22 protein-coding genes and 2 riboswitches are annotated in these 26,120 nt (G+C 62.0%); of the genes, 11 read left to right on the top strand and 11 right to left on the bottom strand.

From position 1 onward, the window contains the following. Positions 1-3: 3 nt before the first annotated feature. Both cobJ and SM130_RS10875 read left to right on the top strand, forming a co-directional pair. On the top strand, positions 4-1,674 hold the full coding sequence (gene cobJ, locus SM130_RS10880; protein ID WP_102826012.1) for a precorrin-3B C(17)-methyltransferase: 1,671 nt from the start codon (positions 4-6) through the stop codon (positions 1,672-1,674). Positions 1,675-1,718: 44 nt separating this feature from the next. After that, positions 1,719-1,918, top strand: a riboswitch (cobalamin riboswitch). 36 nt (positions 1,919-1,954) lie between these two features. Next, positions 1,955-2,605, top strand: a complete 651-nt coding sequence (locus tag SM130_RS10875; RefSeq protein ID WP_102826013.1) for an energy-coupling factor ABC transporter permease — start codon at positions 1,955-1,957, stop codon at positions 2,603-2,605. A gap of 24 nt (positions 2,606-2,629) precedes the next feature. On the opposite strand, the gene cobF is transcribed toward SM130_RS10875, so the two are convergent. The 5 genes from cobF to cobW form a co-directional block, all read right to left on the bottom strand. Next, entirely contained in the window at positions 2,630-3,400 is a 771-nt protein-coding gene (cobF, locus tag SM130_RS10870; RefSeq protein ID WP_102826144.1) for a precorrin-6A synthase (deacetylating), read from the bottom strand. Positions 3,401-3,434: 34 nt separating this feature from the next. After that, on the bottom strand, positions 3,435-4,133 hold the full coding sequence (locus tag SM130_RS10865) for a vWA domain-containing protein (protein WP_102826014.1): 699 nt from the start codon (positions 4,131-4,133) through the stop codon (positions 3,435-3,437). After that, positions 4,115-5,128 carry an ATP-binding protein gene (locus tag SM130_RS10860; protein ID WP_102826015.1) on the bottom strand — a complete coding sequence of 338 codons (1,014 nt, stop codon included), beginning with the start codon at positions 5,126-5,128 and terminating at the stop codon, positions 4,115-4,117. Before SM130_RS10860 ends, SM130_RS10865 begins: the two co-directional genes overlap by 19 nt. A gap of 219 nt (positions 5,129-5,347) precedes the next feature. Beyond that, positions 5,348-9,079: a cobaltochelatase subunit CobN gene (gene cobN, locus SM130_RS10855; RefSeq protein ID WP_102826016.1), complete on the bottom strand. Its 3,732-nt coding sequence runs from the start codon at positions 9,077-9,079 to the stop codon at positions 5,348-5,350. Positions 9,080-9,085: 6 nt separating this feature from the next. Further along, positions 9,086-10,141, bottom strand: a complete 1,056-nt coding sequence (cobW, locus tag SM130_RS10850; protein WP_102826017.1) for a cobalamin biosynthesis protein CobW — start codon at positions 10,139-10,141, stop codon at positions 9,086-9,088. A 95-nt stretch (positions 10,142-10,236) separates the two neighbouring features. Continuing rightward, a riboswitch (cobalamin riboswitch) is annotated at positions 10,237-10,455 on the bottom strand. 112 nt (positions 10,456-10,567) lie between these two features. Between cobW and SM130_RS10845 the strand changes: the two genes are divergently transcribed. From SM130_RS10845 to SM130_RS10835, 3 genes are all read left to right on the top strand, one after another. Then, positions 10,568-11,029 (top strand): cobalamin biosynthesis protein, encoded by a 462-nt coding sequence (locus tag SM130_RS10845; RefSeq protein WP_102826018.1) that lies wholly within the window; start codon positions 10,568-10,570, stop codon positions 11,027-11,029. A 12-nt stretch (positions 11,030-11,041) separates the two neighbouring features. Then, positions 11,042-11,797: a precorrin-4 C(11)-methyltransferase gene (gene cobM, locus SM130_RS10840; protein ID WP_102826019.1), complete on the top strand. Its 756-nt coding sequence runs from the start codon at positions 11,042-11,044 to the stop codon at positions 11,795-11,797. A 412-nt stretch (positions 11,798-12,209) separates the two neighbouring features. After that, positions 12,210-13,799: an ABC-F family ATPase gene (locus tag SM130_RS10835; protein WP_102826020.1), complete on the top strand. Its 1,590-nt coding sequence runs from the start codon at positions 12,210-12,212 to the stop codon at positions 13,797-13,799. Positions 13,800-13,922: 123 nt separating this feature from the next. Here the strand turns inward: SM130_RS10835 and SM130_RS10830 are convergent, their stop codons facing one another. After that, on the bottom strand, positions 13,923-14,888 hold the full coding sequence (locus tag SM130_RS10830) for an alpha/beta fold hydrolase (protein ID WP_102826021.1): 966 nt from the start codon (positions 14,886-14,888) through the stop codon (positions 13,923-13,925). A 92-nt stretch (positions 14,889-14,980) separates the two neighbouring features. Next, complete coding sequence (locus tag SM130_RS10825; RefSeq protein WP_102826022.1) at positions 14,981-15,811, bottom strand: undecaprenyl-diphosphate phosphatase; 831 nt, start codon at positions 15,809-15,811, stop codon at positions 14,981-14,983. A 263-nt stretch (positions 15,812-16,074) separates the two neighbouring features. On the opposite strand from SM130_RS10825, the gene SM130_RS10820 reads away from it, so the two are divergent. The 6 genes from SM130_RS10820 to SM130_RS10795 all read left to right on the top strand — a co-directional run bounded on the left by SM130_RS10820 (position 16,075) and on the right by SM130_RS10795 (position 20,996). Continuing rightward, complete coding sequence (locus tag SM130_RS10820; protein ID WP_102826023.1) at positions 16,075-17,709, top strand: methyl-accepting chemotaxis protein; 1,635 nt, start codon at positions 16,075-16,077, stop codon at positions 17,707-17,709. A 393-nt stretch (positions 17,710-18,102) separates the two neighbouring features. Continuing rightward, positions 18,103-18,372, top strand: a complete 270-nt coding sequence (locus SM130_RS10815; protein ID WP_102826024.1) for a hypothetical protein — start codon at positions 18,103-18,105, stop codon at positions 18,370-18,372. Positions 18,373-18,513: 141 nt separating this feature from the next. Next, the gene (locus tag SM130_RS10810) at positions 18,514-18,795 is read left to right on the top strand and encodes a hypothetical protein (protein WP_102826025.1); all 282 of its coding nucleotides are present in this window, start codon (positions 18,514-18,516) and stop codon (positions 18,793-18,795) included. 77 nt (positions 18,796-18,872) lie between these two features. Next, positions 18,873-19,565: a DUF421 domain-containing protein gene (locus SM130_RS10805; protein WP_102826026.1), complete on the top strand. Its 693-nt coding sequence runs from the start codon at positions 18,873-18,875 to the stop codon at positions 19,563-19,565. A gap of 66 nt (positions 19,566-19,631) precedes the next feature. Continuing rightward, positions 19,632-19,835: a hypothetical protein gene (locus tag SM130_RS10800; RefSeq protein WP_102826027.1), complete on the top strand. Its 204-nt coding sequence runs from the start codon at positions 19,632-19,634 to the stop codon at positions 19,833-19,835. A 60-nt stretch (positions 19,836-19,895) separates the two neighbouring features. After that, positions 19,896-20,996 (top strand): DNA topoisomerase IB, encoded by a 1,101-nt coding sequence (locus SM130_RS10795; RefSeq protein WP_102826028.1) that lies wholly within the window; start codon positions 19,896-19,898, stop codon positions 20,994-20,996. Between the two features lie 11 nt (positions 20,997-21,007). Here the strand turns inward: SM130_RS10795 and SM130_RS10790 are convergent, their stop codons facing one another. The 4 genes from SM130_RS10790 to SM130_RS10775 form a co-directional block, all read right to left on the bottom strand. Then, the gene (locus tag SM130_RS10790; protein ID WP_102826029.1) at positions 21,008-21,964 is read right to left on the bottom strand and encodes a sensor domain-containing diguanylate cyclase; all 957 of its coding nucleotides are present in this window, start codon (positions 21,962-21,964) and stop codon (positions 21,008-21,010) included. Positions 21,965-21,966: 2 nt separating this feature from the next. Then, complete coding sequence (locus SM130_RS10785; protein ID WP_102826030.1) at positions 21,967-22,950, bottom strand: response regulator; 984 nt, start codon at positions 22,948-22,950, stop codon at positions 21,967-21,969. Positions 22,951-23,115: 165 nt separating this feature from the next. Then, complete coding sequence (gene nfuA, locus SM130_RS10780) at positions 23,116-23,700, bottom strand: Fe-S biogenesis protein NfuA (RefSeq protein ID WP_102826031.1); 585 nt, start codon at positions 23,698-23,700, stop codon at positions 23,116-23,118. Positions 23,701-23,826: 126 nt separating this feature from the next. Continuing rightward, entirely contained in the window at positions 23,827-26,100 is a 2,274-nt protein-coding gene (locus SM130_RS10775) for a fatty acid cis/trans isomerase (protein ID WP_102826032.1), read from the bottom strand. Positions 26,101-26,120 lie beyond the last annotated feature (20 nt).

Raw genomic sequence — 26,120 nt, 5'->3', positions numbered from 1 at the left:
ACTATGCCCGGCCCCGAAACCCCAGCACCCGCCATTGTCGTACTCGGCGCCTCCGCCCTCGAAACCGCCCGACGGATCCAGCGCCTCTACCCTGAGGCGCAGATTCACGGGCTCCGAGGCCGCACGGACGAGGTCGACAGGCCGTACGAAAACTTCGGCGAGCACCTGCGCGATCTGTATCGAGCCAACACACCGATCATCGCGCTCTGCGCAGCCGGCATCGTGATCCGCAGTCTGGCCCCGGTGCTCGGCGACAAGGACAACGAGCCTCCGGTACTGGTGGTCGGTGAAGATGGCAGCGCCGTGGTGCCCTTGCTCGGCGGCCTGGCAGGCGTAAACCGCATGGCCCGGGAGATCGCCGACGCGCTGGAGGTCAACCCGGCCATCACCACCAGCGGCGAGCTGCGCTTCGGCGCCTGCCTGCTCTCCCCTCCGCCCGGCTACGTGCTGGCAGATCTGGAACAAGGCAAGCGATTCGTCAGCGATCTCCTGGCAGGTGCGCCGGTGCGGGTCGAAGGACCTGCGCCCTGGCTGGATGAACTCAGCCTGCCACTCGACCCGAATGCGAAACACCGGGTCACCGTCAGCCCGCTCAGGCAGGACGACGCTTCCGCGCTGAGCATTCACCCCCGGCAGGTCGCGATCCATATCGAACACGGCGGCCCGGAACTGGATGCGGAAGTGCAGCAGCTTATCGATGAATCTGGTCTATCCCCGCATAGCCTGGCCTGCCTGATCGCCCCGCCCGACCTTATTACGAGCGCCGAACTGCAACAGGTCGCCAGCCAACTGGACCTGCCGATCCGTTACAGCGATGACGCCGAACAGCTGCCGCCGCAGCACAGCCGCAGCCAGCGCGTGCGTCTGTTAATGGCAGATGGGCTCATCGAGGTTGAGAAGATTGGTCAGCCGCGCGGCTCGCTGACGGTGATCGGCCTCGGTCCCGGCGCACCCGAGTTCATGGTGCCTGCGGCGCGGCAGGCACTGGACGAGGCGCAGGACCTGCTCGGTTACGAAACCTACATCAAGATGGCCGGCCCGCTACGGCCGGGTCAGGTCAGCCACAGCAGCGACAACCGCGAGGAACTGCAGCGCGCGGGCCACGCCTTCGAGCTCGCCGCCAGTGGTCGTCGGGTCGTGGTGATCTCATCCGGCGATCCCGGTGTATTTGCCATGGCCGCGGCCGTACTGGAAGCACTGCACGCATCAAGCGACCCGCGCTGGCACGCCGTCGATCTGCAGATCCTGCCGGGCGTCTCTGCAGCGCTGGCGACCGCGGCAAGAGCCGGCGCGCCGCTGGGTCACGATTTCTGCATGATCTCGCTATCGGACAATCTCAAGCCCTGGACGCTGATCGAGAAGCGTCTGGAGCATGCTGCAGCGGCCGATCTGGTCATGGCCTTCTACAACCCCATTTCCAAGGCGCGACCCTGGCAGCTCGGCCGGGCCCTGGAGATCCTCCGCCAACAGCGCACGCCGGACACCCTTGTGGTGCTGGGCCGGGACGTGGGGCGACCAGCCGAAATGCTGACCGTCACCACGCTTGGGGAACTAGTACCCGAACAGGTGGATATGCGCACGCTGGTCATCATCGGCTCGTCGCAGACCTGCCGGTTCGCCAAACCAGGCGGAGGCGACTGGGTTTACACCCCCAGAAGCTATCCGGCCTTCTAAACCGAGCCCGCGTTTTAGACGTGCTCAATACCAGTAAACCCATTACCCTAGCGACGCTTGATGGTTCTGCCCCAAAGGCAGAGGCAAGAGGGAAGCAGGTACGCCCACGGGCTATTCCTGCGCTGCCCCCGCAACTGTGAACGGCGAGTTCACCTGCAATGAAGTCACTGGCCTGATCGGCTGGGAAGACGCAGGTGCACGACGACCCGCGAGCCAGGAGACCTGCCATCAGCGTGCCGATCCCGGCGCCTTTCAACCCGCATCCCTCGGAGGGAGAACGATGCATATCGAACCTGGCGTACTCAACGCCGCAAAAATCGTCTTTGCCAACGCCGCAGCCGTTTCCACATTGGCCGTATTCCTGCCCAAGCTCATGTGGCGGCCGGACATCTGGATGAAGACCCTGCTCGCCGCGCTGTTCTTCTCGGTATTTATGGAGGTCTTCCATATGCCGGTCGGCGCCTCGGAACTGCACTTCGTAGGCGCGTCGGCGGTGTATGTGATCTTCGGTTTCGTGCCGACGCTGTTCGGATTCGCCATCGGCCTGCTGCTGCAAGGGCTGCTGTTCGAGCCGACCGATCTGGTGCACCTGGCAGTCAACTCGCTGTCGCTGATCCTTCCGCTGATCGCCGCCCATGGCCTGCTCGGTCGGCACTTCTTCGCTGAAGGCGGACGCGTCATCCGCTGGGCCGAGGTGGTCAAGTTCGACGCCGCGTTCTACGGCGGCGTGGTGCTGATGGTCGGCTTCTGGCTGTCGCTGGGTAACGAACCCACGCCGCTGCAGAATTGGGCGCTGTTTGCCGTGTCCTACCTGCCACTGGTGCTGCTCGAGCCGCTGTTTACCTGCCTGGTGGTACGTACGCTCAAGCGCTATGGCGACAACCCGCTGATCAGCCGTTTCACCACGGTGAAAACACTCGCGACCGCCTGATCTAGGCTTGCCCAGCGCTGGCGATCACGCCTCGTCAGCGCTGCGGCGCCGCAGCAAGTAGCTGTCCATGATCCAGCCATGCCGCTCGCGCAACGCGGCGCGGGTGCTGCGAATCTCCTCCGCAACCTCCCCGACCTTTCCGGCAATCAGCACTTCATCCGCAGTGCCCACGTATGCGCCCCAGTAGATATCCATCTCCTGATCGACGAACAGGCAATAGGTGTCCCGCGCATCGAGCATCACCAGCACGCTGTCCAGCCCCTCGGGGAAGCCTTCGGCCAGTCGCCGGGCGGGCATGACCTGAAAGGCCTGGCCAATGCTGTTGAAGCAGACCTTATGCCGGGCTGCCAACGCTTGCAGGCTGGTGATACCAGGAATCACCTCGTAGCTGATCGGCTCCGGGCTGGCCTGCACGATGTCCTCTACGATACGCAGCGTACTGTCATACAGCGCCGGGTCCCCCCAGACCAGAAAACCGCCCACCTCACCGTCGGCCAATTCGTGGTGAACCATCTGCTCGAATACCCGCTGCTTGTCCTGATTGAGGTCGACAACGCTGGCCCGGTAGTCAGCGACGCCTCGAACGCGCTCGGGGCATTCCGCCTCGACGAAGCGATACCCCGGCGTTTCGATGAAGCGTTCGCAAATGTGTTTGCGCAGATGAATGAGCGAGTCCTTCGAGGCGCCCTTGTCCATCAGGAAAAACACGTCGACGCGGTTCAGCGCCTTGATCGCCTGAACCGTCATAAAGTCGGGATCACCTGCGCCAATGCCGATAATCAATAGGGTTTTCACGGATTCCGGCTCCATTGCGCTCAGGGTTTGTTGTTCAAAGTTTGTCATTGAGGGCCGCGAGCGTATCGATGTGTCGATACTCCGCGCCCAGTTGCTCGGCCAATTGCCGTGCGCGGCCGAGGCGAATCGGCGAACTCTCGATATCCACCAGCAGGGCCGGACAACGGCTCGGTTTCAGGGCGTCCACGTCACGCAGCCGGCCATCGGTGAAGACCAGCAATCGATGCTGCTCGGCGGGCTTCAGCCGTTGCCGACGCGTCTGCCATTCAGCCGCCTGCCGCAGTGCGTCCAGCAAGGGCGTACCGCCTCCGGCACCGAGATCAGCCAGCCATTGCTGCTGTGCAGCTTCGACCTTGCGGCCCGGCCAGACCCAATCGGCGCGCGTTCCGTTGGCCTGCATCAAAGCCAGACGGACACGTTTACGCCGGGCCTGTTCGAAGACTTCGCCGAGCAGCCCCTTGGCCTTGCTCAGCGCGCCATGTCGACGCGTCGAGCCCGAAGCATCGACGATGACCAGCCACAGCTCGCTTGCCCGCAGGCTGCGCGGGCGCATCACCAGATCTTCACGGCGGTGCGGTCGCCCATTGAGCAAAAAGGTGGCTGCCCAGTCGATCCGTCCCGCTGCGCCACTGCGAGCGGCGCCCTGCCGACCGCCGTTCAGGTTGCCCGGTGCTGCTCGTGCATCCACGCCGCGGGCGTTGCGTGGGCGGATGCTCAGGACTTTTTTGGCCATTGCGGTGGCTCACGCCGTGCGCCCACCGGCTGCGCCTGGGCCGGCAACTGCCCCCAGTCACCCGCGCCCTCGTTTTGCTGCCGAGGCGCGCCGGGCTGGTCGGCCTCGCGTGGCGGCGGTGATTGCGGGGCAGTCGAAGGAGGAGTCGCTTGCCGCTGACGATGGCGTAACACGAAACCGGCGACGGCCTCGATATCTTCATCCTCGATTCGCGCTGAGGCACGCCAGGCCGCATGAGCACGGGCCGCGCGCAGCCAGACCAGATCCGCGCGCAATCCGTCGACCTCGGCGGCAAAGCAACGCTGGCTGATCTGCTCCAGTGCGGCATCGTCCAGAGGAACGTCCGCCAACAGCGTCCGAGCGCTCTGGCAGCGCGCGCGCAACGCCTCCTGCTGAACCGACCAGCTGTATAGGAAACTGCTCGGATCGGCATCGAAACTCAACCGGCGCCGCACGATTTCCGCACGCTGAGCAGGCTGCGGTTGGGCGTCGAGCGCAACGTTCAAGCCGAAGCGGTCGAGCAACTGCGGCCGCAACTCGCCCTCCTCGCCATTCATGGTGCCGACGAGCACGAAGCGCGACGTGTGGCGATGGGACACGCCGTCACGCTCGACGTGATTGACGCCGCTGGAGGCTGCATCGAGCAACAAATCGACCAGATGATCCGGCAGCAGATTGACCTCATCGACATAGAGCACACCGCCGTCGGCCTTGGCCAGCAAGCCCGGAGAAAACTCGGCGCGTCCCTCGCCCAATGCGGCATCGAGGTCCAGCGAGCCGACGATGCGCTCCTCACTGGCGCCCAGCGGCAAGGTGACGAACTGGCCGCTCGGCAGCAGGTCCGCCAGCGCTCGCGCCAGGGTCGACTTGGCCATGCCGCGAGGCCCTTCGATCAGCACGCCGCCAATCGCCGGATCGATCGCAGCCAGGCACAGGGCCAACTTCAGATCATCGGCACCCACCACGGCGGCCAGGGGAAAGTGACTATCGGGCATGGCAGGCATCCGTAGGGGCAAAGAGGAATATGTAGGGTGGGTTAGCGGCGCAGAACTCGGGACAGCGATACGCAAGCGATCGTGACGCGCCGCGTAACCCACCACGCCATGGCACGCACCACACCGATGGCGGGTTAAGCCACGTCGATATCATGCGGGCATAGGACAAGCGCGACTCGCCGCTAGCCGACCCCAGTGAGTCAAAGGAAATGCCGGGACTCATGATTCCTCACTGTCGATCAGCAGGTTTTCCAACGCTTCCCGATAGTCGCCGGGCTCTTCCCAGAGTCCGCGCTGTTGCGCCTCCAACAAGCGTTCGAGGATGTCTTTCAGCGCCTCGGGGTTGTGCTGCTGGATGAACTCGCGAGTGTCCCCGTCCAACACGTAGGCATCGGCCAATAGCGCGTACTGGTGATCGTCGATCAACTCGGTGGTGGCATCAAAGGCGAACAGGTAATCCACGGTGGCCGCCAGTTCGAAGGCGCCCTTGTAGCCGTGGCGCTTCATGCCGGCGATCCACTTGGGGTTCGCTGCACGCGAACGCACCACCCTGCCCAACTCTTCTTTCAGGCTGCGGATTTTCGGGTTGTCCGGCTGGCTGTTGTCGCCGTGGTAACTCGCGACCGACCCGCTGCGCAGGGTCTCGGCGGCGGCCAGCATGCCGCCCTGAAACTGGTAGTAGTCGTTGGAGTCGAGAATGTCGTGCTCGCGGTTGTCCTGGTTCTGCAGCACCGCCTGAACCTGCTGCAGCCGCTCGGCGAAGCGCGCCCGTGCTGGCAGGCCTTCGGCGTCTTTGCCATAGGCATAGCCACCCCAGTTCAGGTACACCTCGGCTAGGTCTTCGCGGCTCTGCCAGCGACGATCATCGATGACGTTCTGCACGCCCGCACCGTAAGCACCCGGCATGGAGCCGAATATCCGCCAGCCGGCCTGGCGCCGCGCTTCCGCTTCCTCAAGGCCACCGTCTTCAAGTTCGAGCGATTCGCGCCAGACCCGAGCCGACAGCGGGTTCATATCCTCTGGTTCGTCGAGATCTGCCACCGCCTGCACCGCCTCGTCGAACACGCGGATCAGGTTGGCGAAGGCATCGCGGAAAAAGCCGGAAACCCGCAGCGTCACATCCACCCGCGGCCGACCCATCTCTTCGAGCGGCACGATCTCGAAGCGCTCCAGCCGCCCGCTTCCGGGCTGCCAGACCGGCCGCACGCCCAGCAGCGCCATGGCCTGGGCAATATCGTCGCCACCGGTGCGCATGGTTGCAGTGCCCCACATGGACAGGCCGAGTTGCCGGAGGTAATCGCCGTGATCCTGCATGTGCCGTTCTAGCAGGCGCTCGGTCGCCTGCGCGCCGATTCGCCAGGCCGTGGGCGTGGGCAGGTTGCGCACATCGACGGTATAGAAGTTACGCCCGGTCGGCAGTACATCGAGACGTCCCCGGCTCGGCGCGCCGCTGGGGCCAGCCGGGACGAAGCGGCCCTGCAACGCGGCCAGCAAGCCGGCCATTTCTTCGCTCCCGCAACTGTCGAGCAATGGCGCGATTCGGTGTTGAAGCTGCTGCAGCACTTTGCGGCTGGCCGGACCGAGCCCTGCGGATTCGCCTTCGATCAGCTCCAGCGCAAGCAGCTCCAGGCGCTCACGGGTATCGCCCGCCGTGCGCCAGAAGCTGGCATCGCAGTGTGCCAGCAAGTCCGGACGCGGCCCGTGCCAGGGCGCCGCCATGTCGCAGTCGATGGGATCGAAGCCCAGGGCCAGGTCATCGGCCAGGGCGCGCAGCAGACTCGCATTGGCGCCCTGCCCATCACCGCGCGGAATGCGCAGCAGCGCGAGCAAGGTGTCGCGCCGCAGTTGCCCGCCAGGGGACTCGCCGAACACGTGCAAACCATCGCGAATCTGCGACTCCTTCAGGTCGCAGAGGTAGGCATCGAGCTGCGGCAGCCAGCTGTTGGGATCGTCGCTAAGTTGCAGCCCCAGCTCGCGGTCGAGGTTGGCAGCGCGCACCAGCACCAGAATCTCGCTGCGCAGTTCCGCGGCACGGCGCAAGTCGAGCTGGCTGGCTTCGTAGTATTCGTCGGCCAATCGCTCGATATCGCGCAGCGGGCCGTAACTTTCGGCGCGGGTCAGCGGCGGCATCAGGTGATCGATGATCACCGCCTGGGTGCGCCGCTTGGCCTGAGCGCCCTCGCCCGGGTCGTTGACGATAAAGGGATAGATGTTCGGCATCGCGCCGATCACCACGTCCGGCCAGCAGCTGTCGGACAGACCGACGCTCTTGCCCGGCAGCCATTCGAGATTGCCATGCTTGCCGACGTGAATGACCGCATCGGCTGCGTAGCCTTTGCGCAACCATCCATAGAACGCAAGATAGCCATGCGGCGGAACCAGATCGGGATCGTGATACATCGCCGCCACGTCCAGCTGATAGCCACGCGCCGGCTGAATGCCGACGAAGGTCGAACCGAAGCGCAGCCCGGCAATCATCAGCCGGCCGGCGCGGAACATCGGGTCCTGCTCGGGCATGCCCCAGCGCTCGATCACTGCCTGCTGATTGGCGGCCGGTAACTGCTCGAAAAAGGCCCGGTATTCCTCCATTGCCAAACTCTGCGCGCAAGGTCGCAGATCCAGGTTGTCGAGATCATTGGTGACCCCACCGAGTAGCTCGTGAATCAAAGCGGTGCCGCTGTCCGGCAGATCGGCAACCGGATACCCCTGCGCCTGCAGCGCACGGAGAATGTTCAGCGCGGCTGCCGGGGTATCCAGCCCGACACCGTTGCCGATGCGCCCATCTCGTGTGGGGTAGTTGGCCAGGATCAGGGCGACGCGCTTGCCACTGTTCGGCAGCCGCGCCAGCCGCGCCCAGCGCCAGGCCAGCTCGGCCACGTGGTCCATGCCCGGCAGATGCGGCTGATAGCAGATCACGTCGCTCTGGCTGCGCTCGCTGCGCCAGGCCAGGCCCTTGAAGCTGATGGGTCGGGTGATCAGCCGACCGTCCAGCTCCGGCAGCACGATATGCATCGCCAGGTCACGCGAGCCCAGACCCTGCGCATTGGCCTGCCACTGTTCGTGGTTGTCTAGCGCGCAGATGGCTTGCAGCACCGGAACGTCCAGCTGAAACGGCCGCAGGTTTGGCGCATCCGGGCTGGACTGGGCAAAGCCTGTGGTGTTGATGATTACCCCGGCGGCGCTCTGCTCCAGCCAGGTTTCGACCTGCGCGAGGCAAGCCGCCTCCTTCAGGCTGGCGACCGCGATGGGCAAGGGGTTAAGCCCTTGCGCAGTCAGCCTTTCGCAGAAGGTGTCGATAAAGCCGGTGTTCGCTGCCTGTACCTGGGTGCGATAGAAGATCAGCCCGACCACCGGTGCATCCGCGTGCCAGTCGCGCTGCCAGTCAGCCAGCGTCGCGGATGGATGGCGCGGGTGATAGATCGCCACCCGCGCCAGCGCCTCGGGCTCACGCCAGGCGTAGTCTCGGCCCAACCAGCGGCTGGCGATGCAGTGGTAGAACTGGCGCGCGTTGTCGACGCCGCCCTGGCGCAGGAACTGCCACAGCCGGCGGCTATCCTCGGCAAGAACGTTGCTCAGCTCGCTCAATTCGGGATCGGCGCTGTCATCGCCCGGGACCATGATCACAGTCGCGCCGCGCTGGCCCAGCTCCACCAGACGCTCGATCCCGTAGCGCCAGTAACTGACGCCGCCGTGCACGGAAATCAGGATGACCTTTGCATGCTGCAACACCTGCTCGACATAGAAGTCGATCGACGCGTTGTTGCCCAGCTGCGCCGGACTCGCCAGGCGCAGGCTGGGGTAGTCCTCGGGCAGTTGTCCGGCCACCTCGGCAAGCAATGACAGGTGCGAATCACCCGTGCACAGCACGACGATTTCCCCGGGCGTCTGGCCCAGGTCGGCAATGCTGTCGGCCGGCAGTTGCTGGCCGGGCTGGGTGCGCAGCAGATGCACGGCCGGTCAGCCTGCCAGTGCAGCGTTCAGTTCAGCATTGATCGCCGAGGGGTCGAGCGCCTGGCCGATGATGATCAGCCTGCTGACGCGCGCCTCACCGGCCTGCCAAGGGCGGTCGAAGTGCTTGTCGAACCGTTGCCCGACGCCCTGCAACAACAGGCGCATCGGCTTGCCCGGAACCGCAGCGAAGCCCTTGATGCGCAGGATTCCGTGCTTGATCACGGCGCTCTTCAGTACCTGCAGCAGCTTGTCTTCAGGCACCTCCGGCAGCTCGACCGCAAACGAGTCGAAGGCATCGTGATCGTGCTCCTCGTGGTCTTCCAGATCGTGATGAGTCTTGCGCCCGTCGATGTGCAGTTCGGTTTCGCAATCGAGACCCAGCAGCACGCTCAACGGCAGCTCGCCGCCATGGGCCTCGATGACCTTGACCGCTTCGGGAAGCTCCTCGGCCACCTCGGCCCGGACCGCAGCGAGTGCGTCGGGGCTCAGCAGGTCGGCCTTGTTGAGGATGACCAGATCGGCGCTTGCCAGCTGATCGGCGAACAGCTCATGCAGCGGCGACTCGTGGTCGAGATTGGGATCGAGTTTGCGCTGAGCATCGACCTGGTCCGGGAAGGCTGCAAAGGTGCCGGCCGCAACCGCCGGGCTGTCGACCACGGTAATCACCGCATCGACCGTGCACGCGTTACGGATCTCCGGCCAGTTGAAGGCCTGCACCAGCGGCTTGGGCAATGCCAGACCCGAGGTTTCGATGAGGATGTGGTCGAGGTCACCACGACGCGCCACCAGCTCGCGCATCACCGGAAAGAACTCTTCCTGAACGGTGCAGCAGAGGCAGCCGTTGGCCAGTTCGAACACTCGGCCGTTCGCCTCTTCTTCGCTGCAACCGATGGAGCACTGCTTGAGGATTTCGCCATCAATGCCAAGCTCGCCGAACTCGTTGACGATCACGGCAATCCGTCGCCCTTCGGCATTGCTCAGCATGTGGCGCAGCAAGGTGGTTTTGCCGGCACCGAGAAAGCCGGTGACGATGGTGACGGGAAGTTTGGAAAGGGTTTTCATCGTGGCCCTGCGAGCATCGGAAAAAGATGAGCAGGCAGGCGGACACTTACGTGGCGACGTGCGCCAACAAGCACCACCGGAGCACCCCGCCCGGTTGTCAATTGTGTGGCGAGGCAGGTCTCCTGGCTCACGACCGGGCGACGCGGGGTGCGTCTGCCAATATCCCTCGCCTTCCCGCGCCATGCGCAGTGGCTGGTGTGCTCGACAAAGCACTCCCAAGGGTCAAGTCGCTTACAGTTGCGGGGGCAGCCACGGCTTTCCGTGTTCCCTCTTAGCTCTGGCATCGCCAGAGAACCTCGACGTGTGAAGGCTACGCAGAGGCCGGGAGCGGGTCAATCGCCCGGTTGACGCTCGGGAAAGCTTCGTGCTGTTCTTGCGCGCCGTTTTCATGACCGTGATCAGCTGCGGTCCACCCTTACGAGCGCTATGCCCATCCCAACCGCCATCGAAAATTCATCCGCACCCGAGTCCCGTCCAGTATCGGGCGAGTCGCTACTCGTCGCAGGGCTGGGGTGCCGCAAGGGCTGCAGCCGGGTCGAGCTCGAAGCGCTGCTGCATCGCGCCTTGCGGGATCACGGATTGACGACTGTCGCGCTCAGCTCCCTGGCCAGTAGTGAGATCAAGGCGAACGAACCGGGTCTGCAGGCGCTGGCCGCGCACCTGAGGCTACCCCTTGCATTGCTGTCTGCCACGCAGCTTGCCCCCTATGATGCGGCGGTCAGCGAGCATTCGCCGCGCAGCAAGGCCCTGACCGGCAGCGCTGGACTTGCCGAGGCCAGCGCCCTCGCACAGGCCGACCTCATGGGTAGTCAGAAAGCCCGATTGCTGTGTCGAAAGCTGCGCTCCGCCAATGCGTCCTGCGCCTTGGCTATCACCCGTCTTCCTTGATCTGGAGTTTGCATGACCGTCTATTTCATTGGCGCCGGCCCTGGCGATCCGGAACTGATCACCGTCAAAGGGCAGCGTCTGGTGCGCAGTTGCCCGGTCATTCTCTACGCCGGTTCGCTGGTCCCGGCCGCCGTACTTGAAGGCCATAGTGCCGAACAGGTGATCAACACAGCCGAGCTGCACCTGGATGAAATCATCGAGCTGATCCAGCAGGCCGATGCGCAGGGCAAGGATGTGGCACGGGTGCATTCGGGCGACCCGTCGCTGTACGGTGCCATCGGCGAGCAGATCCGCCATCTGCGCCGGCTCGGCATCGCCTTCCAGATCGTTCCGGGCGTGACCGCGACGGCGGCCTGCGCTGCACTGCTGGACGTCGAACTGACGCTGCCGCAGGTCTCCCAGACATTGATCATGACCCGCTACGCCACCAAATCGGACATGCCACCCGGTGAGCATCTGCACGATCTGGCCCGACATGGCGCGACCATGGCGATTCATCTTGGCGTGCAGCATCTGTCACGCATCGTTGCCGAGCTGGAACCGCACTACGGCACTGACTGCCCGATCGCCGTGGTGCACCGCGCCAGCTGGCCCGATCAGGATTGGGTCATGGGCACGCTGGCCGACATCGAGGCGAAGGTCAGCGAGAAAGGCTTTCGCCGTACCGCCTTGATCCTTGTCGGCCGCGTGCTGACGGCTGAAGCCTTCGCGGACTCAGCGCTGTACAACGTCGACACGAGGCACCTGTACCGTTCACCGGACGGCTGAATCACAGCGCTTAGCGACACTGCGCCGCCATTGGCTGAGGTTGCCGTGGTCTGATGAGCGGCCTTTCGTCTTGCTGCAAGACAGACGCTGGCTGTGGATTGAATTGCCAAGTGTTACCATTCACCACTTTCACGCCGCGCTACCTGCTTACCGCCTCGTCAGCACCGGCAATACGACGCCCGACATACCTACGCAACCATGTGCCCATCGGCCAGCCTGATCTCACGTTCAGCGCAAGCCAAGCTGGGCATAGCGTCCAGATGTTGCTCTTAACCTAAGCCAATGGCTGGGCTCGATCTCCAATTGGAGCGGGCTCGAAAAGCTGCCTGCCAGAATCAGAATGGTATGGGCTGGCATAGGGAACAGAGAAAGGCGCTTAACCACCCGTTGTTAATTCCCGCAGGACAAGTCTTTGATTTCTACCGCTAACATCACCATGCAGTTCGGTGCCAAGCCGCTGTTCGAAAACGTTTCCGTCAAATTCGGCGGTGGCAACCGCTACGGCCTGATCGGCGCCAACGGCTGCGGCAAGTCGACCTTCATGAAGATTCTCGGTGGGGATCTGGAGCCTTCCGGTGGCCAGGTCATGCTCGAACCGAACGTACGCCTGGGCAAGCTGCGCCAGGATCAGTTCGCCTACGAAGAATTCAACGTGATCGACACCGTGATCATGGGCCATGAGGACCTGTGGAAGGTCAAGGCAGAGCGCGACCGCATCTACTCCTTGCCCGAGATGAGCGAAGCGGACGGCATGAAGGTCGGCGAGCTCGAAGGTGAGTTCGCTGAGATGGACGGCTACACCGCCGAATCCCGTGCCGGCGAATTGCTGCTCGGCCTGGGCATTCCGCTGGAGCAGCATTTCGGCCCGATGAGCGAAGTCGCACCGGGCTGGAAACTCCGTGTATTGCTGGCCCAGGCGCTGTTTTCCGACCCGGACGTGCTGCTGTTGGACGAACCGACCAACCACCTGGACATCAACACCATCCGCTGGCTGGAAACGATTCTGACGGCGCGTAACAGCACCATGATCATCATTTCCCACGACCGTCACTTCCTGAACTCGGTCTGCACTCACATGGCCGACCTCGACTACGGCGAGCTGCGCCTGTTCCCGGGCAACTACGACCAGTACATGACCGCGGCCACCCAATCGCGCGAGCAACTGCTCTCGGACAACGCCAAGAAGAAGGCGCAGATCGCCGAGCTGCAGACCTTCGTCAGTCGGTTCTCGGCGAACGCCTCCAAGGCCAAGCAGGCCACCAGCCGCGCCAAGCAGATCGACAAGATCCAGCTGGCCGAGGTCAAGCCCTCCAGCCGTATCAGTCCGTTCATCCGCTTCGAGCAGACCAAGAAGTTGCACCGCCAGGCAGTGACCGTGGAGCGCATGTCCAAGTCGTTCGACGATAAGGAGTTGTTCAAGAATTTCAGCTTCACCGTCGAAGCCGGCGAGCGCGTCGCGATCATCGGCCCCAACGGCATCGGCAAGACCACCCTGCTGCGTACCTTGGTTGGCGAACTGACCCCGGACAGCGGAAGCGTCAAGTGGACCGAAAGCGCCGACTACGGCTATTACGCTCAGGACCACGCCCACGATTTTGAAGATGACGTCAGCCTGTTCGACTGGATGGGTCAGTGGACCCCTGGCGGCGAGCAGCTGGTGCGCGGCACCCTCGGCCGCATGTTGTTCTCCAACGATGAGATTCTCAAGTCGGTCAAGGTCATCTCCGGTGGTGAACAGGGCCGCATGCTGTTCGGCAAGCTGATCCTGCAGAAGCCCAACGTGCTGGTTATGGACGAACCGACCAACCACCTCGACATGGAATCCATCGAGGCACTGAACCTCGCGCTGGAGAACTACCCAGGCACGCTGATTTTCGTCAGCCACGACCGTGAGTTCGTCAGCTCTCTGGCAACGCGGATCATCGAGCTGTCCGCGAACGGCGTGACCGACTTCAGCGGCAATTACGACGACTATCTACGCAGCCAGGGCGTGATCGTCTGACTTTCGCCGATTGATCAGGCGGCCCTAGTGGCCGCAGCCCCCCTCTCGCCCATGCGAGTGGGACACGACAACTCTCCTTGTGGAGAGCCAGTCGAAGGCCGGTGAGCGGGCGCCTTCAGTGCGTCAACCTCTGGCGGGAAAATGCCTCGCCAGGAAGCCCTGCAGCAGCTCGTTCACCCGAGCTGCCTGTTCGTTCTGAATCCAATGCCCGCAGGGCGCCAACACGTGCTGCTCTAGATCCGGTACCCACTCCGGCATCTTCTTCAGCGTATAACCCTCCAGCTCGCCAACCGGGTCATGCTTGCCGATCAGAAACATCGTCGGTTGGACGATCTTCCGCCCCTGTAGCGGCTCGGTTACCTGCCAGTTGCGCTCGAAGTTGCGGTACCAGTTCAGCGCACCGCGAAAGCCCTGCTCGGCGAAGGTCTGACGGTATACCGACAGGTCCTCTTCCGAGCACCATTCGGGCAAAGGCCCCGCCTGCATGTCGTCTTCGAATAGCGTGCCGTCGGCAGGCTTGTCCTGCAGCAGCAGGTTTCGCTCCTGGTAGTACATCAACAGACGCAGCGTGCGATCGACGTCAGCGTCCAGTTCGCCCTCGGCTCGCCCAGGCTCCTGAAAATAGAGGATGTAGTTGAACCGATCACCAGAGGTCTCGCGCATGATTTCGGTAGCGGGCCGGCGCGGCCGACCGGCGAACGGGACCGACATCGTGACCAGAGCGGCGACGCGCGCGGGTTCTAGCAGCGCCAGATACCAGGCAACCATCGCGCCCCAGTCATGCCCGACCACAGCGACGTGCCCATGCCCGAAGTGGTCCATGGCCGCCCGAATATCCCCGCACAATGTCAGCACGTCATAGGCCGCTACCTCGGCTGGCGCACTACTGCGCCCGTAGCCGCGCATTTCTGGGATAAACACGCGATACCCGGCCGCCACCAGCGGGTCGATCTGATTGCGCCAGGAATACCAGCACTCGGGAAAGCCGTGCAGCAGCCACACCGGCTTGCCCTGCTCAGGACCGGCGCAGTAGAGGCTGAGGGAAATACCGTTGAGGTCGAGCTGAAGATGATCCGCGGCACTGTTCATGGAACCTCCTGATGGAGGCTCCACTATGGCAAAGCCTGGCACGCTTGTGCGTGCCATCAGCCGAACGAAGGCTAGGCCATCGACCCGGTGGATCAGACCTGGACGCTGGTCCAGTCGATAAGCCCTAGCTGCCAGGTGCCGAGAATCAAAAGACCGAAGCCGATCCGGTACCAGGCAAACGCCGCGTAGCTGTGGTTGCCGATGAACTTGAGCAAGGCCCGCACTGCGAGCATCGCGAAGATGAACGACGTCACGAAGCCGATGGCGAACACGGCGAAATCACCGGGCTGAAACAGGTCGCGGTACTTGTAGCCTGAATACACCGCCGCGCCGACCATGGTCGGCATGGCGAGGAAGAAGGAGAACTCGGTTGCCGCCTTGCGCGACAACCCGAACAGCAATCCGCCGATGATGGTCGATCCGGAACGCGACGTACCGGGCACGAGCGCCAGGCATTGGGCGAAGCCGACCTTCAATGCCAGAGCCCAGTTCATGTCATCGACTGTCTCGGCGCGAATCGCATGATCGCGGCGCTCGGCCCAGAGCATGACGATGCCGCCAAGCACCAGCGCAGTGGCAACGGTAATCGGGTTGAACAGGTATTCGTGAATCAGATCGGCAAAGGCGACGCCGAGCACCACGGCTGGCATGAAGGCAATCAGCAGGTTGCTGGTGAACTTCTGTGCCTGACGCTCCTTGGGCAAGCCAACAACCACGTCAATGATCTTGCGGCGATATTCCCAGATCACCGCGAGGATCGCGCCGAGCTGGATGATGATGTTGAAGGCCAACGCCCGCTCGCCACCGAACCCGATCAGATCCGCCACGATGATCTGGTGGCCCGTGCTGGAGACCGGGAGAAACTCGGTTACACCCTCGACCACACCCAGAATCAACGCCTGAATCGCAACCCAAAGATCCATCTATTCCCCTAAAGCGATGCAGTCCATCGCGACTCAATGCAACCAAGGTATATGTCAAAAAGCCATCCGGCCGGCTGTTCTGACTCGTCCAAGAGAACTAAATTCCTTGGCAGACGAAAAGGAGCTCATTTTTAGCCACCCCCGGCCGAAAAGCTATACAGAGCGCCGCGCCACGACCGGTACAAAGCGGTCGGAGTGAACCTGTCTGAACGACCGACCCGCGAAAACAGAACGATAAGAAAGTCCCACCTGGAGCCCTATTCATGAATCTGCTGCGAAATGTCCCCATCAGCAAGCGCCTCTGGCTGATCCCCGTGGTCGCCATCGTCATGCTGTTCATCCTTGGCGTACTGATGATTCAGCAAGTGCGCTCCGATTTGTATCGCGGCAAGCAGGAGGCGACCCGGAACGTCGTGGAAGCGGCCTCTGGGGTTTTCGAACACTACCGCAAGCTTGAAACCAGCGGTGCCATGAGTACGGCCGAAGCTCAGCAGGCGGCCATCGAACAGATTCGTCTGCTGCGTTACGACGGTCAGGATTATTTCTGGATCAACGACCTTGGTCCGACCATGATCATGCACCCGATACAGCCGAAGCTCGATGGCCAGGATCTATCGAAGATCAAGGACCCTGAAGGCAAGGAGCTGTTCAACGAGATGGTCAAGATCGCCCAGCGCGACGGCGCCGGTCTGGTCGATTACATGTGGGCCAAGCCTGGCGCCGAGGACCCCGTCCCGAAGATTTCCTACGTGCAACTTTTCAAACCGTGGGGCTGGATCATCGGCTCGGGCATCTACGTTGACGACGTGGAACAGGAGTTCTGGAATTACCTGACCCGTTTCTCCCTCATCGGCCTTTTGATCTCGGCAATCATGGCCGTGCTGGTGGCAATCCTGATTCGCAGCATCGTTCGCCCCCTGCGTCACACCATGGCCGCGATGGCGAATATCGCCAGCGGCGAAGCCGATCTGACCCGCACCCTGGATGTTTCCGGCAACGATGAGCTGAGCACCCTCGGCCGCGACTTCAACCGCTTCACCCAGAAGCTGCGTACCGTGGTCGGCCAACTGTTCGAGACCGCTGGTGCGCTGGACCATTCTTACCGCTCGCTTAGCCAATTGGCTGATCAGACCCACGAGCAGAGCCAGCAGCAGATGCTGCAGATGGAACAGGTAGCCACAGCTGTAAACGAAGTCACCTACGCCGTGCAGGAAGTGGCGAAGAACGCCGAGCATGCATCCAGCGAGGTCGGCACTGCCGAAAGCCAGGCAGGCCAAGGCCAGCGCAATATCGAAACGAGCCTGCGGCAGATCGATGAACTGTCAGCGACCATTGGCCAGGCGGTGGATGTAATCCAGTCGCTGGCTGACGAAACCACGAAAATCGGCTCGGTACTCGAGGTGATCCGTTCGATTGCAGAACAGACCAACCTGCTGGCGCTCAACGCGGCAATCGAAGCCGCTCGTGCCGGTGAGCAGGGCCGTGGCTTCGCAGTGGTAGCCGATGAAGTTCGCCTGCTGGCGCAGCGCACTCAGCAATCGACGGCCGAAATTCACAGCATGATTGAGCGCCTGCAGAAAAACTCCGGTGCTGCGGTGAATGTCATCATGGAAAGCAATCGTGCCTCCCAGCTCACCGTCGAGCAGGCCAGCCAGGCGGGCGAGAGCCTTGGCGAGATCGCCCAGGCCCTGCGCAACCTCTCCGGCTTGAACGCATCGATTGCCAGCGCAACGCTGCAGCAATCCCATGTGGTCGAAGACATCAACCAAAACGTGACCCAGGCGGCCGGGCTGGCGCAGCAGAGTACTCTGGCTGCCGAACAGTCCAGCGAAGCCGGCAAGCGACTCGGCGAACTCGCGGATCAACTGAATCGCCTGCTGAGCCAGTTCAGGGTCTGACGGCTGGGCCTGCGGTCCTCAGCGGACCGCAGGCACCTGGACGAAGCGGTGTCCCCCCTTCCCCGCACTAAGGCGACGCACGATTAGCCCGCGTCACACTTTTTCCATGGCGACCGGTTGTCGCATCAATCAGCGCACATGCCTGCCACGCCTCGCCCGCCGGGCTAGGCAACAGTCCTGAATTTCCAATATTTACAGAGAGTTAGATTCTGCCTTCGAACCGAAGAGGTCGAAGCGTCAAGGTTATACTTTTGGCTAATTGCAAAGGCCGTCAAACTTTTTTGACTTCGCATGTGACTTGCCAGTCCTCTGGGTACATCAACTGCAATGTAAGGCCAATGCCAATGCGCTTGGCTGCAGACATTTTGGGTATCACACAGAGAGACATGCCCCATGCACACCCCGCTGCGTATCAACGAAGCCCTTCTGATCACCGACCGCGCCTTCAAGCCTTTCCAGTGCGTTGCCTGGACGCTGCCCGAAGGAAACGGTGAAGTCAGCATCACCGTCGTCGACCGCGACGAAGCCCGTCTGCTAGGCCGCTGCAAGATGTCCAGCAGCGTGTTCACCGATCCCGTGAAGCTCGGCGAGACCCTGGAGCAAACCCGTGCACAGCTGAGCCGTGACGGCGCACAGCTGTCGCCTTGGCACATGCCCGATTAATCATGGGCTGTTTGATCAAAGGCCTGCAGCAGTGTGCTCCAGGCCTTTTTTCATGCTCCAGGTTTGCCTACAGCCCGCCGCCAACTGATCCATTCGTGTGATTGGCGGTCCTAAGAGCAACAGGCGAAACAGGAGAAGCTCATGAAAGGTGCAGAAGCGTACGTCAATGATCAGTGGCAGAGCTGCGGGCTGGCGGATCTTGCGCAAGATCCCGAGGCACATACCGTCACGTTGCACTTCATTGTGCCGCGTGACACTCAGATGCCCGGTCTGATCGATCACATCAGCGACGTTGCACAGCGGCATCTGGAAGATTTCTATGAGGGCCGCAAGGTCACTCACAAGCCAGTAGTCGGCTCGGTTGTAGGCGACGGTAGCGGTGATGGAATCGATCTGGAGTTCGAGGTAGCAGCCGCAGGCTGAGCTGATCTGCCCAGCACGTCCAGGAACAAGCCAAGCGTGTTTTCACCGCACCGGCACTCCTGAAAGGAAGATTCAAGATGACCCCGTTCGACCTGCAGCGCATGCTTCTGCACGAATTCCCCTTGATGTTCGTCGCGGAGGTGGCGCTGCGGGCGCTGCTTGCCTTCATTGCCGTATTTGTTTTTCTCAAGGTCAGCGGGCGCCGGGGCATTCGCCAGTTATCGGTGTTCGAGCTGGTCATTATCCTGACCCTGGGTTCTGCCGCGGGCGATGTGTCCTTCTACGACGATGTTCCGCTGCTGCCCGTGGCGGCGGTATTTGCCACCCTATTGGCGCTCTATCGTCTCACCGTGTTCCTGATGAACCGCAGCCCACGCTTTGGTGCCTGGCTGGAGGGTCGGCCGGTCACCATCATTCGCGATGGGATCTACGAGCTGCGCAGCCTCGATAACCTGAACATCTCAGCCGATGAGTTTTTCATGGAGCTGCGCCAACAAGGTGTCGAGCATCTCGGCCAGGTCAGGCTGGGCATTCTAGAAAACGACGGCAATGTAAGCCTGTTCTTCCATGCACCCGACGCTGTTCGCCCAGGGCTTTCGGTGCTTCCCCCGGAGTATCGACCGGTTTTCCGGCAAGTGCCGGCGGCTGGGATGTATGCGTGCAGTCGCTGTGGCTTCCCCCAGGCGCTAGAGAGTCAGCAGACGCAACAATGCCCACGCTGCGCCAACCAAACCTGGTCAAAGGCACTCTCCACGCTCAGATCGCGCTGATGCACGGTACGAACCGCAATCTCGCTCGCCGGTCAGTTGTTAGAGGCTGCAGGAACACATAGTCCTTTGCATCGCCTTCCTTTCAATCAGCAGCAGGAGCACACCATGCTTGGCGATTACTCATCCATCAACGACCACCTCGACACCGCGCGCAAACATGCTGACCAGGCAGAAACCGAGGCCAAACCCGAGCTCTATCGTGAAGCCGTGGACGAACTGGTCGCGGCGATTCGATTGCTGATGCGCAACAGCGACGAAAAAGACAGTTGAGCCCATCCGAGCGCCTCGCCAGCGTTTAGCCTGGCGGGGCCACAGCGGGAACCGCCATGCATGCGCAACGACACCGTGATGGATGAGCCTTTACCGCTGGCCGAAGGTACCCGCCCCGTTCCTGTCGACGAAACCAGCGATACCGGGACGCTGCTATGCCCCACCCTGCCGCCGGATCTGCATTATGTCGATGATTCCCAGCCGGGTATTCGGCGCAAACGACTGCGCGGCACGTTCGCCTACTTCGAGCCTAACGGAGAGCGAATTCGCGACGACGAAGCGATACAACGGATCAACAAGCTGGCGATACCGCCAGCCTATCGCGATGTTTGGATATGTCCCGACCCGCAGGGACATTTGCAGGCAACCGGTCGTGACGCACGCGGCCGCAAACAATATCGCTACCACACCCGCTGGCGCGAAATCCGCGACAGCGACAAGTACGAACGGATGCTCGAATTTGGCGAAGCCCTGCCGAAGCTACGCGGCAATCTGGAAAAGCATCTCGCGCTACCTGGAATGCCGCGTGAAAAGGTCATGGCGTTGGTCGTCATGCTGCTCGAATCCACACTGATTCGGATTGGCAATTCCCGTTACGCACGAGACAACCGATCCTATGGGCTGACCACCTTGCGTACACGCCACGTGGAAGTGCGCAGCACCTCGGTTCGCTTCCACTTTCGCGGCAAGAGCGGTGTGGAACAGGAGGTCACGTTGCGTGACCGTCGATTGGCGAGGCTCATGCGGCGGTGCATGGAACTGCCTGGTCAACAGCTGTTTCAGTATCTCGATGAAGATGGCCAACGTCGTGGCGTCAGCTCCCACGACGTCAATCTCTATCTTCGCGAAATGACCGGCCGCGACTTTACAGCCAAGGATTACCGCACCTGGGCAGGCAGCGCGTTGGCGCTGGAGCGGCTACGCAAGTTGGATGCAACGCCGGAAAGCGTTGCACGGCAGAATCTGCTCGAGACGGTCAAGCAAGTCGCCAGTCAGCTGGGTAATACACCCGCCGTGTGCCGCCAGTGCTACATCCATCCCGCCATTCTGCAAGCGTTCAACGAGGGAAAGCTGGGCAGCCTGAGAGCGGCACGCAAGCGCAAGTGGCTCAGTGCTGAGGAGGTCGCGCTTCTTACTTTTCTGCGTAGCGCCGCAGGCTAACGACGCCGAGATTATTGCTGATGCAGCGTGACCCGATTGCGCCCAGCCGCCTTCGAGGCATAAAGCGCGGAGTCCGCACGCTCGATCAACTGCGCATGGCTGCTAGTGGGGATGCTGAGATCGGCGACGCCCAAGCTGATGGTGAAACGAATGCGGTGCTGCTCATGCTGCACCTCGCGATTTTCCACGGTCTGCCGCAATCGCTCGGCAAACGTCATCGCACCCTGCTTGTCGGTGTCTGGCAGCAGCACCACGAATTCTTCGCCGCCGTAGCGTCCCGCCACATCGGAATCGCGCAGATTCTCGCGAATCAGTTCGGCGACCTGCTGGATCACGGTATCGCCAACCTGGTGTCCGTAGGTGTCGTTGATCGCCTTGAAGTGATCAATATCGAACATCACCAGTGCCGCCTGACTGTCATAGCGGCGATGGCGGGCATAATCGAGGCGCAGCATCTCTTCCCAGTGCCCGCGGTTGTAAAGCCCGGTCAACCGGTCAGTGCTCGATAGACGCTGCAGCTCGCCGTTTGCCGCCTGTAGCTGGCGACGGTTCACGGCGACATCGGTGACGTCGTAGATGATCAAGCAGACCTGATTGATGCTGCCATTGATCCCCTTGAGGGGTAGCAACGTCGTGTTCTGGTACATGAAGTCTTCCAACCCGGTGATCGGCTGGTAGTTCTTGAAACGCAGCAGATAAGGCCGCTGCTCCCAGATGGTGAACGACGGAGTGCCGAGGGTCATGACGCTCTCCACCTTACGGCGAAACCAGTCCTCGTCCACTTCGGGAAACAGCGTGAAGAACGACTGATTGCGCGCATGTTCGGGCTGCAAGCCGGAGCGATTCTCCATGAAGGTATTCCAGACGTCGACGCGATAGTCTCGGTCCAGCACCACGACGCCCACATCTATGCTCTGGACGATGGCCAGCAACCAATGCAGTTCGTTCAACTCGGCAGAATGGCTCATGCTCACTCCATCAGGTGGGCGAGCTTGCGTGTCAGCAGCTCGACCGAATCTTCAGTGAACAGCAACAACAGATCAAAGTGGATATCGTGCCCTTCCAGGCTGTAGCTGATTTCCACCGCCAGCGTTTTCTTCCATCGCGCGCTATTGACTCTTATCAGCTCGTCGATCGAAGCGTGCTGGCCCAGTACCTGCGGATGCCCCTGTGAAAAAACCACTTCGATCTGCTCGGCGATGCCACTGAGGCACGCGCTTATCAGCAGGCTCGAAAGGTCCAGGAGCATTTCCATCTCCAGGTAGTCCTGCCTGCGCATCAGTCGCGCCATATCGGCGACTTCCGAATCATGAAACAGCAGCAGCGCTTCCCCGGCGATGCCACCGCCGATGTAACCCTGGCAGACCGCCGTCAGCTTTTCCCCGTGCGCCGCATCGGCAAGTGCCATATGCAGCTCGCCAACTTCGAGAATATTGACGTTGGGGATTGGCAATTGGATGAAGACACCAAGCACCCGCGCCAGCAGCGCCGCAGCCCTGCCCATGGCGATATTGACGACTTCACGGAAAGTGTCGCGGAAGCTGATCCGCTCGCCTGCGACGCGGCTGATCAAGGAGGACACGTCGTCCAGCAGCCCAAGACTGGCCAGCGTCTGGTGCAGATGCACGGGGTCGGCTGGCTTCTTGATGAACGCCAGCGCACCGAGCGCCAGGACGCGGCGCACCGCCTCGTCCTGGATGTCGGCTGAAATCACGATGGTCTTGCAGCGCAGCTGCTCCTCGCGCAACTGCGCGAGTACCTGATAACCATCCAGTTCGGGCATGGTGAGGTCGAGCAACAGGACGTCGATGCCCCCCTCGCGGATGCGATCCAGCGCCTCGACGCCGGTGGCCGCCTGACTGACGACGACCGGCCAGCCGGCGGGCAGCGTATGTAGCAGCTGCTTGCGCGCCAGCGCGGAGTCATCGCAGATCAACAGGGAAATAGCAGACATGTGGTACGAGCTCTCGTTGCCCGATCAACACCTTGGCGCGAGAGCTTATCGCACGCCGGCCGCGCTGTGCGCGCAATGAAGGCAAAATAGTGGCATTTCACCTTAAAAACTGCCGAACGGCCCGACTGCCCCGCTCAGTCGGGCCTCGATTCACCAGGCCGCGGATCAGTAGTAGGCGTTTTCCCGGTTGGTGTGATCGGTCACGTCGCGCACACCCTTGAGCTCCGGAATCCGCGCCAGCAACGTTTTTTCGATGCCTTCCCTGAGCGTGACGTCCGCCTGGCCACAACCTTGGCAGCCGCCGCCGAACTGCAGCACCGCGATGCCTTCTTCAACAACGTCGATCAACGTGACCTGGCCGCCGTGGCTGGCCAAGCCAGGGTTGATTTCGGTCTGCAGGTAATAATTGATGCGCTCGTTCAGCGGGCTGTCTTCATTGACCATCGGCACCTTGGCATTTGGCGCCTTGATCGTCAGCTGACCTCCCATGCGGTCGGTCGCGTAGTCGACCAGCGCGTCCTCCAGGAAAGGTTCGCTGGTGCCGTCAATCCAGGCCGTGAAGCTCTTCAGGGCCAGCGCGGTGTCGTCCGGCTTTTCCTCGCCCGGCTTGCAGTAGGCGATGCAGGTTTCCGCATAAGGGGTACCCGGCTGGGTGATGAAGATCCGAATGCCGATGCCCGTGGTGTTCTGCTTCTCAAGCAGGTCAGCCAGATAATCGTGTGCAGCTTCGGTAATAGTGATCGCGCTCATGAGAACTCCTCGCAGACATGCGCCGCAGTGTACGCCAAACCACTGCCGTGGTTAAGTCCTAGTAATTTAGTCGGGATAAGGAGATACCGATACCCGATGCGGATCGAGCCAGCCACCGCGCGCCAATCAGAGATTCTCGTAGCGACTCATGTCGAGCACTCCCGCTTCCACTGGATCGGTCTCTTCCAGATATCGGGTGAGGTCGTTGAAGTATCGCCAGAAATCGGGATGGCTTCGACGTATGCCCCAACGCTCAACCAGGCGCTCGAAATCACCACTCTCTTTCGCTTGTTCCAGCGCCGCAACGAACGCTGGCACGTCGGATGCGGGCAGGCTGAAGAGGAAGTTCGGATAGCTGCTCAGAATGCCGGGATACACCGTCAGGGTGTCCAGCCTAGGCTGCCAGCGCAGCGACTCGCCATACATGAACGCCACATTACTGTGCGCTCGGTTGCGCAGCAGGCTATAGATCTCGCGGCGGTCGCCATACTCGATGCGCAGCAGCGTGGCTTCCGGTAGCTGCTGAATGACCGGTAAGCCCGCAGCGATTTTGCTGGTCAGGCGACTGAGCGCCTGTTCGGCAAGCTGCAGCGGCACAGGCTGATCCGATCGGTAGCAATGGCCACCCTGGCAGCGATTGATCGGATCGGGCGCCGCATTGATGCCGGTGTACCGCGCCAGCAACTGTCTCGCAAACGCACGCTTGGCGTCAGCCTTGCCCAGTTCGAGCAGCGAGGGGGTCGAGCTGTCGATCGAGGTGTAGGCCAGCAGCAATTTCAGCTGCCCGCCTTTCTCGTACCAGCCGTTCAGGATCGCCTGCCGGGACGCGGCCGGCAGCAACCGGAGGAAGTTCAGCTCGGCACCATTGCGGATCAGGTCGAAGTACAGGCGCGTCTGGCCCTGGTGGGAGACATTACCGAACACGTCGAAATTGACCACCAGTTGATAGTAGGTGCGCTCAAGCAAGGGAAAATCCATCCACCAGAGCGTTTGCGGGATCTCGCCGATCAGCCCTTTGCGCACCGAAGAGCTGTCATGCTGGCGAAAGATGCTGAGCAGGGCGTTGTCGTTACCGGACCAGATCTGTTTCCAATCCGCAGGCTTGTTGGCGTAGGCCTGCGTACGCAACTGCTCGTACTGGTTGCGTTTAACGCGGTAGGTTTTCCAGAACGCGAAAAGGCCACCCATTTCATCGAACTGTCCCGGCATCGCCAGCAGCGGTGTTGTCTGCTCGCGGTAGCGGCGGTCGGTCACGTACAGGTCGTGCTGCGGATCCTGGAAAAACACCCAGAAGTTATCGCGGATCACGTCGGTAGCAATTTGTCCGCGACACACCGGCCCACGGATGAATGTGCGCACGAAGTACTCGGCGTTATCCAGCATGAACTGGTAGCGCACCTCGGCAGGAATCGCCTGGAATGTCTTGAACGGGTTGGCCCGATGATTCGCGCCATAGCCAGGCACAGCATCCACTGTCCAGGCGCCATCGAAGAAAAGCGATTGCACCCGCGCCAGCTTTGTCGCGCTCAACCGGTAGGTGATGTGTGTCTTGTGCACGATCACGTCGCTGATCGGACGCAGGCGATAGCTGAAACGAGTGCCTGGATCGTCGTTGGGGCGACGCGTCGCGATGGGGTCGACCGGCTCACCGCTGGGCGTACGCGAGCGCACCACCTGATAGAAGTGACCGCCCTCGCCCCCTTCGAAATACAGGTGCGCAATATAAAGGTGCTCATACAGCCAGCGGCCGACCAGGCTGCCGCGTGCACCGGGCGTGTTGAGCAGGCGCTCCCATTCGGCGATCTGCGAAGCGTCCACTGCCGAGGGAGTCAACTGCCGATGCTCGACCGGCGCGCCCTGCTCCAGCCAGCGCTGCACGGTGCTGTACTCGTTATCGCTTAGCCCGGTGACGGCGAACGGCATGCCGCCATGGGCAGTCTTGCGCGCATAGGTATCGAACTCTCCCGGCCGAGGACAGCTGTTTTCCCGGCCGATGCCAATATCCAGACCCGGTGGCAGCTTGGCGTTCGGCACCAGCGGCTGGCTGCGCCCCAGCTCCAGCATGCGCGCCATCAGCGCCGCCTGATTGTTCTCGGCACCAAGCACCGAATGAAAGCCCTTGCGCCGCCAGGCCGCATCGCCATCGGCATCGAGAAACAGCCGGGTCGGCTGCTGCGCCTTGACTCGAACACCGTTGTAGACCGGCAACTTATGCCCGCCACGGGACGCACCCTCACCACTGCCAAGATTGAGCTGACAAGGCGAGTCGTAACAGGCATGGCAGGCAACACACTTGGCGGTAAAGATCGGCTGAATGTCGCGCTGATAAGAGAGGTCTTCAGCCTGTACGGCCCTGCCAGCAAGCAGGAGCAGACAGCTGAGCCAAAAGCGGAGGGACATGAAACGAACGCCTGAAAGTA

It is taken from the genome of Stutzerimonas stutzeri (genome assembly GCF_038561965.1).
In the GTDB taxonomy this organism is placed as follows: Bacteria; Pseudomonadota; Gammaproteobacteria; order Pseudomonadales; family Pseudomonadaceae; genus Stutzerimonas; species Stutzerimonas stutzeri_AA.
Note: the sequence above shows the minus strand (reverse complement) of the source record. Positions and strands in the feature narration are given on the sequence as shown.

Excerpts from the sequence above, each read along its gene's own strand:
- cobJ (WP_102826012.1), top strand. The coding sequence starts at position 4 with ATGCCCGGCCCCGAAACCCCAGCACCCGCCATTGTCGTACTCGGCGCC.
- SM130_RS10875 (WP_102826013.1), top strand. The coding sequence starts at position 1,955 with ATGCATATCGAACCTGGCGTACTCAACGCCGCAAAAATCGTCTTTGCC.
- SM130_RS10865 (WP_102826014.1), bottom strand. The coding sequence starts at position 4,133 with ATGGCCAAAAAAGTCCTGAGCATCCGCCCACGCAACGCCCGCGGCGTG.
- SM130_RS10860 (WP_102826015.1), bottom strand. The coding sequence starts at position 5,128 with ATGCCCGATAGTCACTTTCCCCTGGCCGCCGTGGTGGGTGCCGATGAT.
- cobW (WP_102826017.1), bottom strand. The coding sequence starts at position 10,141 with ATGAAAACCCTTTCCAAACTTCCCGTCACCATCGTCACCGGCTTTCTC.
- SM130_RS10845 (WP_102826018.1), top strand. The coding sequence starts at position 10,568 with ATGCCCATCCCAACCGCCATCGAAAATTCATCCGCACCCGAGTCCCGT.
- cobM (WP_102826019.1), top strand. The coding sequence starts at position 11,042 with ATGACCGTCTATTTCATTGGCGCCGGCCCTGGCGATCCGGAACTGATC.
- SM130_RS10830 (WP_102826021.1), bottom strand. The coding sequence starts at position 14,888 with ATGAACAGTGCCGCGGATCATCTTCAGCTCGACCTCAACGGTATTTCC.
- SM130_RS10825 (WP_102826022.1), bottom strand. The coding sequence starts at position 15,811 with ATGGATCTTTGGGTTGCGATTCAGGCGTTGATTCTGGGTGTGGTCGAG.
- SM130_RS10820 (WP_102826023.1), top strand. The coding sequence starts at position 16,075 with ATGAATCTGCTGCGAAATGTCCCCATCAGCAAGCGCCTCTGGCTGATC.
- SM130_RS10815 (WP_102826024.1), top strand. The coding sequence starts at position 18,103 with ATGCACACCCCGCTGCGTATCAACGAAGCCCTTCTGATCACCGACCGC.
- SM130_RS10810 (WP_102826025.1), top strand. The coding sequence starts at position 18,514 with ATGAAAGGTGCAGAAGCGTACGTCAATGATCAGTGGCAGAGCTGCGGG.
- SM130_RS10805 (WP_102826026.1), top strand. The coding sequence starts at position 18,873 with ATGACCCCGTTCGACCTGCAGCGCATGCTTCTGCACGAATTCCCCTTG.
- SM130_RS10795 (WP_102826028.1), top strand. The coding sequence starts at position 19,896 with ATGCGCAACGACACCGTGATGGATGAGCCTTTACCGCTGGCCGAAGGT.
- SM130_RS10790 (WP_102826029.1), bottom strand. The coding sequence starts at position 21,964 with ATGAGCCATTCTGCCGAGTTGAACGAACTGCATTGGTTGCTGGCCATC.
- SM130_RS10785 (WP_102826030.1), bottom strand. The coding sequence starts at position 22,950 with ATGTCTGCTATTTCCCTGTTGATCTGCGATGACTCCGCGCTGGCGCGC.
- nfuA (WP_102826031.1), bottom strand. The coding sequence starts at position 23,700 with ATGAGCGCGATCACTATTACCGAAGCTGCACACGATTATCTGGCTGAC.
- SM130_RS10775 (WP_102826032.1), bottom strand. The coding sequence starts at position 26,100 with ATGTCCCTCCGCTTTTGGCTCAGCTGTCTGCTCCTGCTTGCTGGCAGG.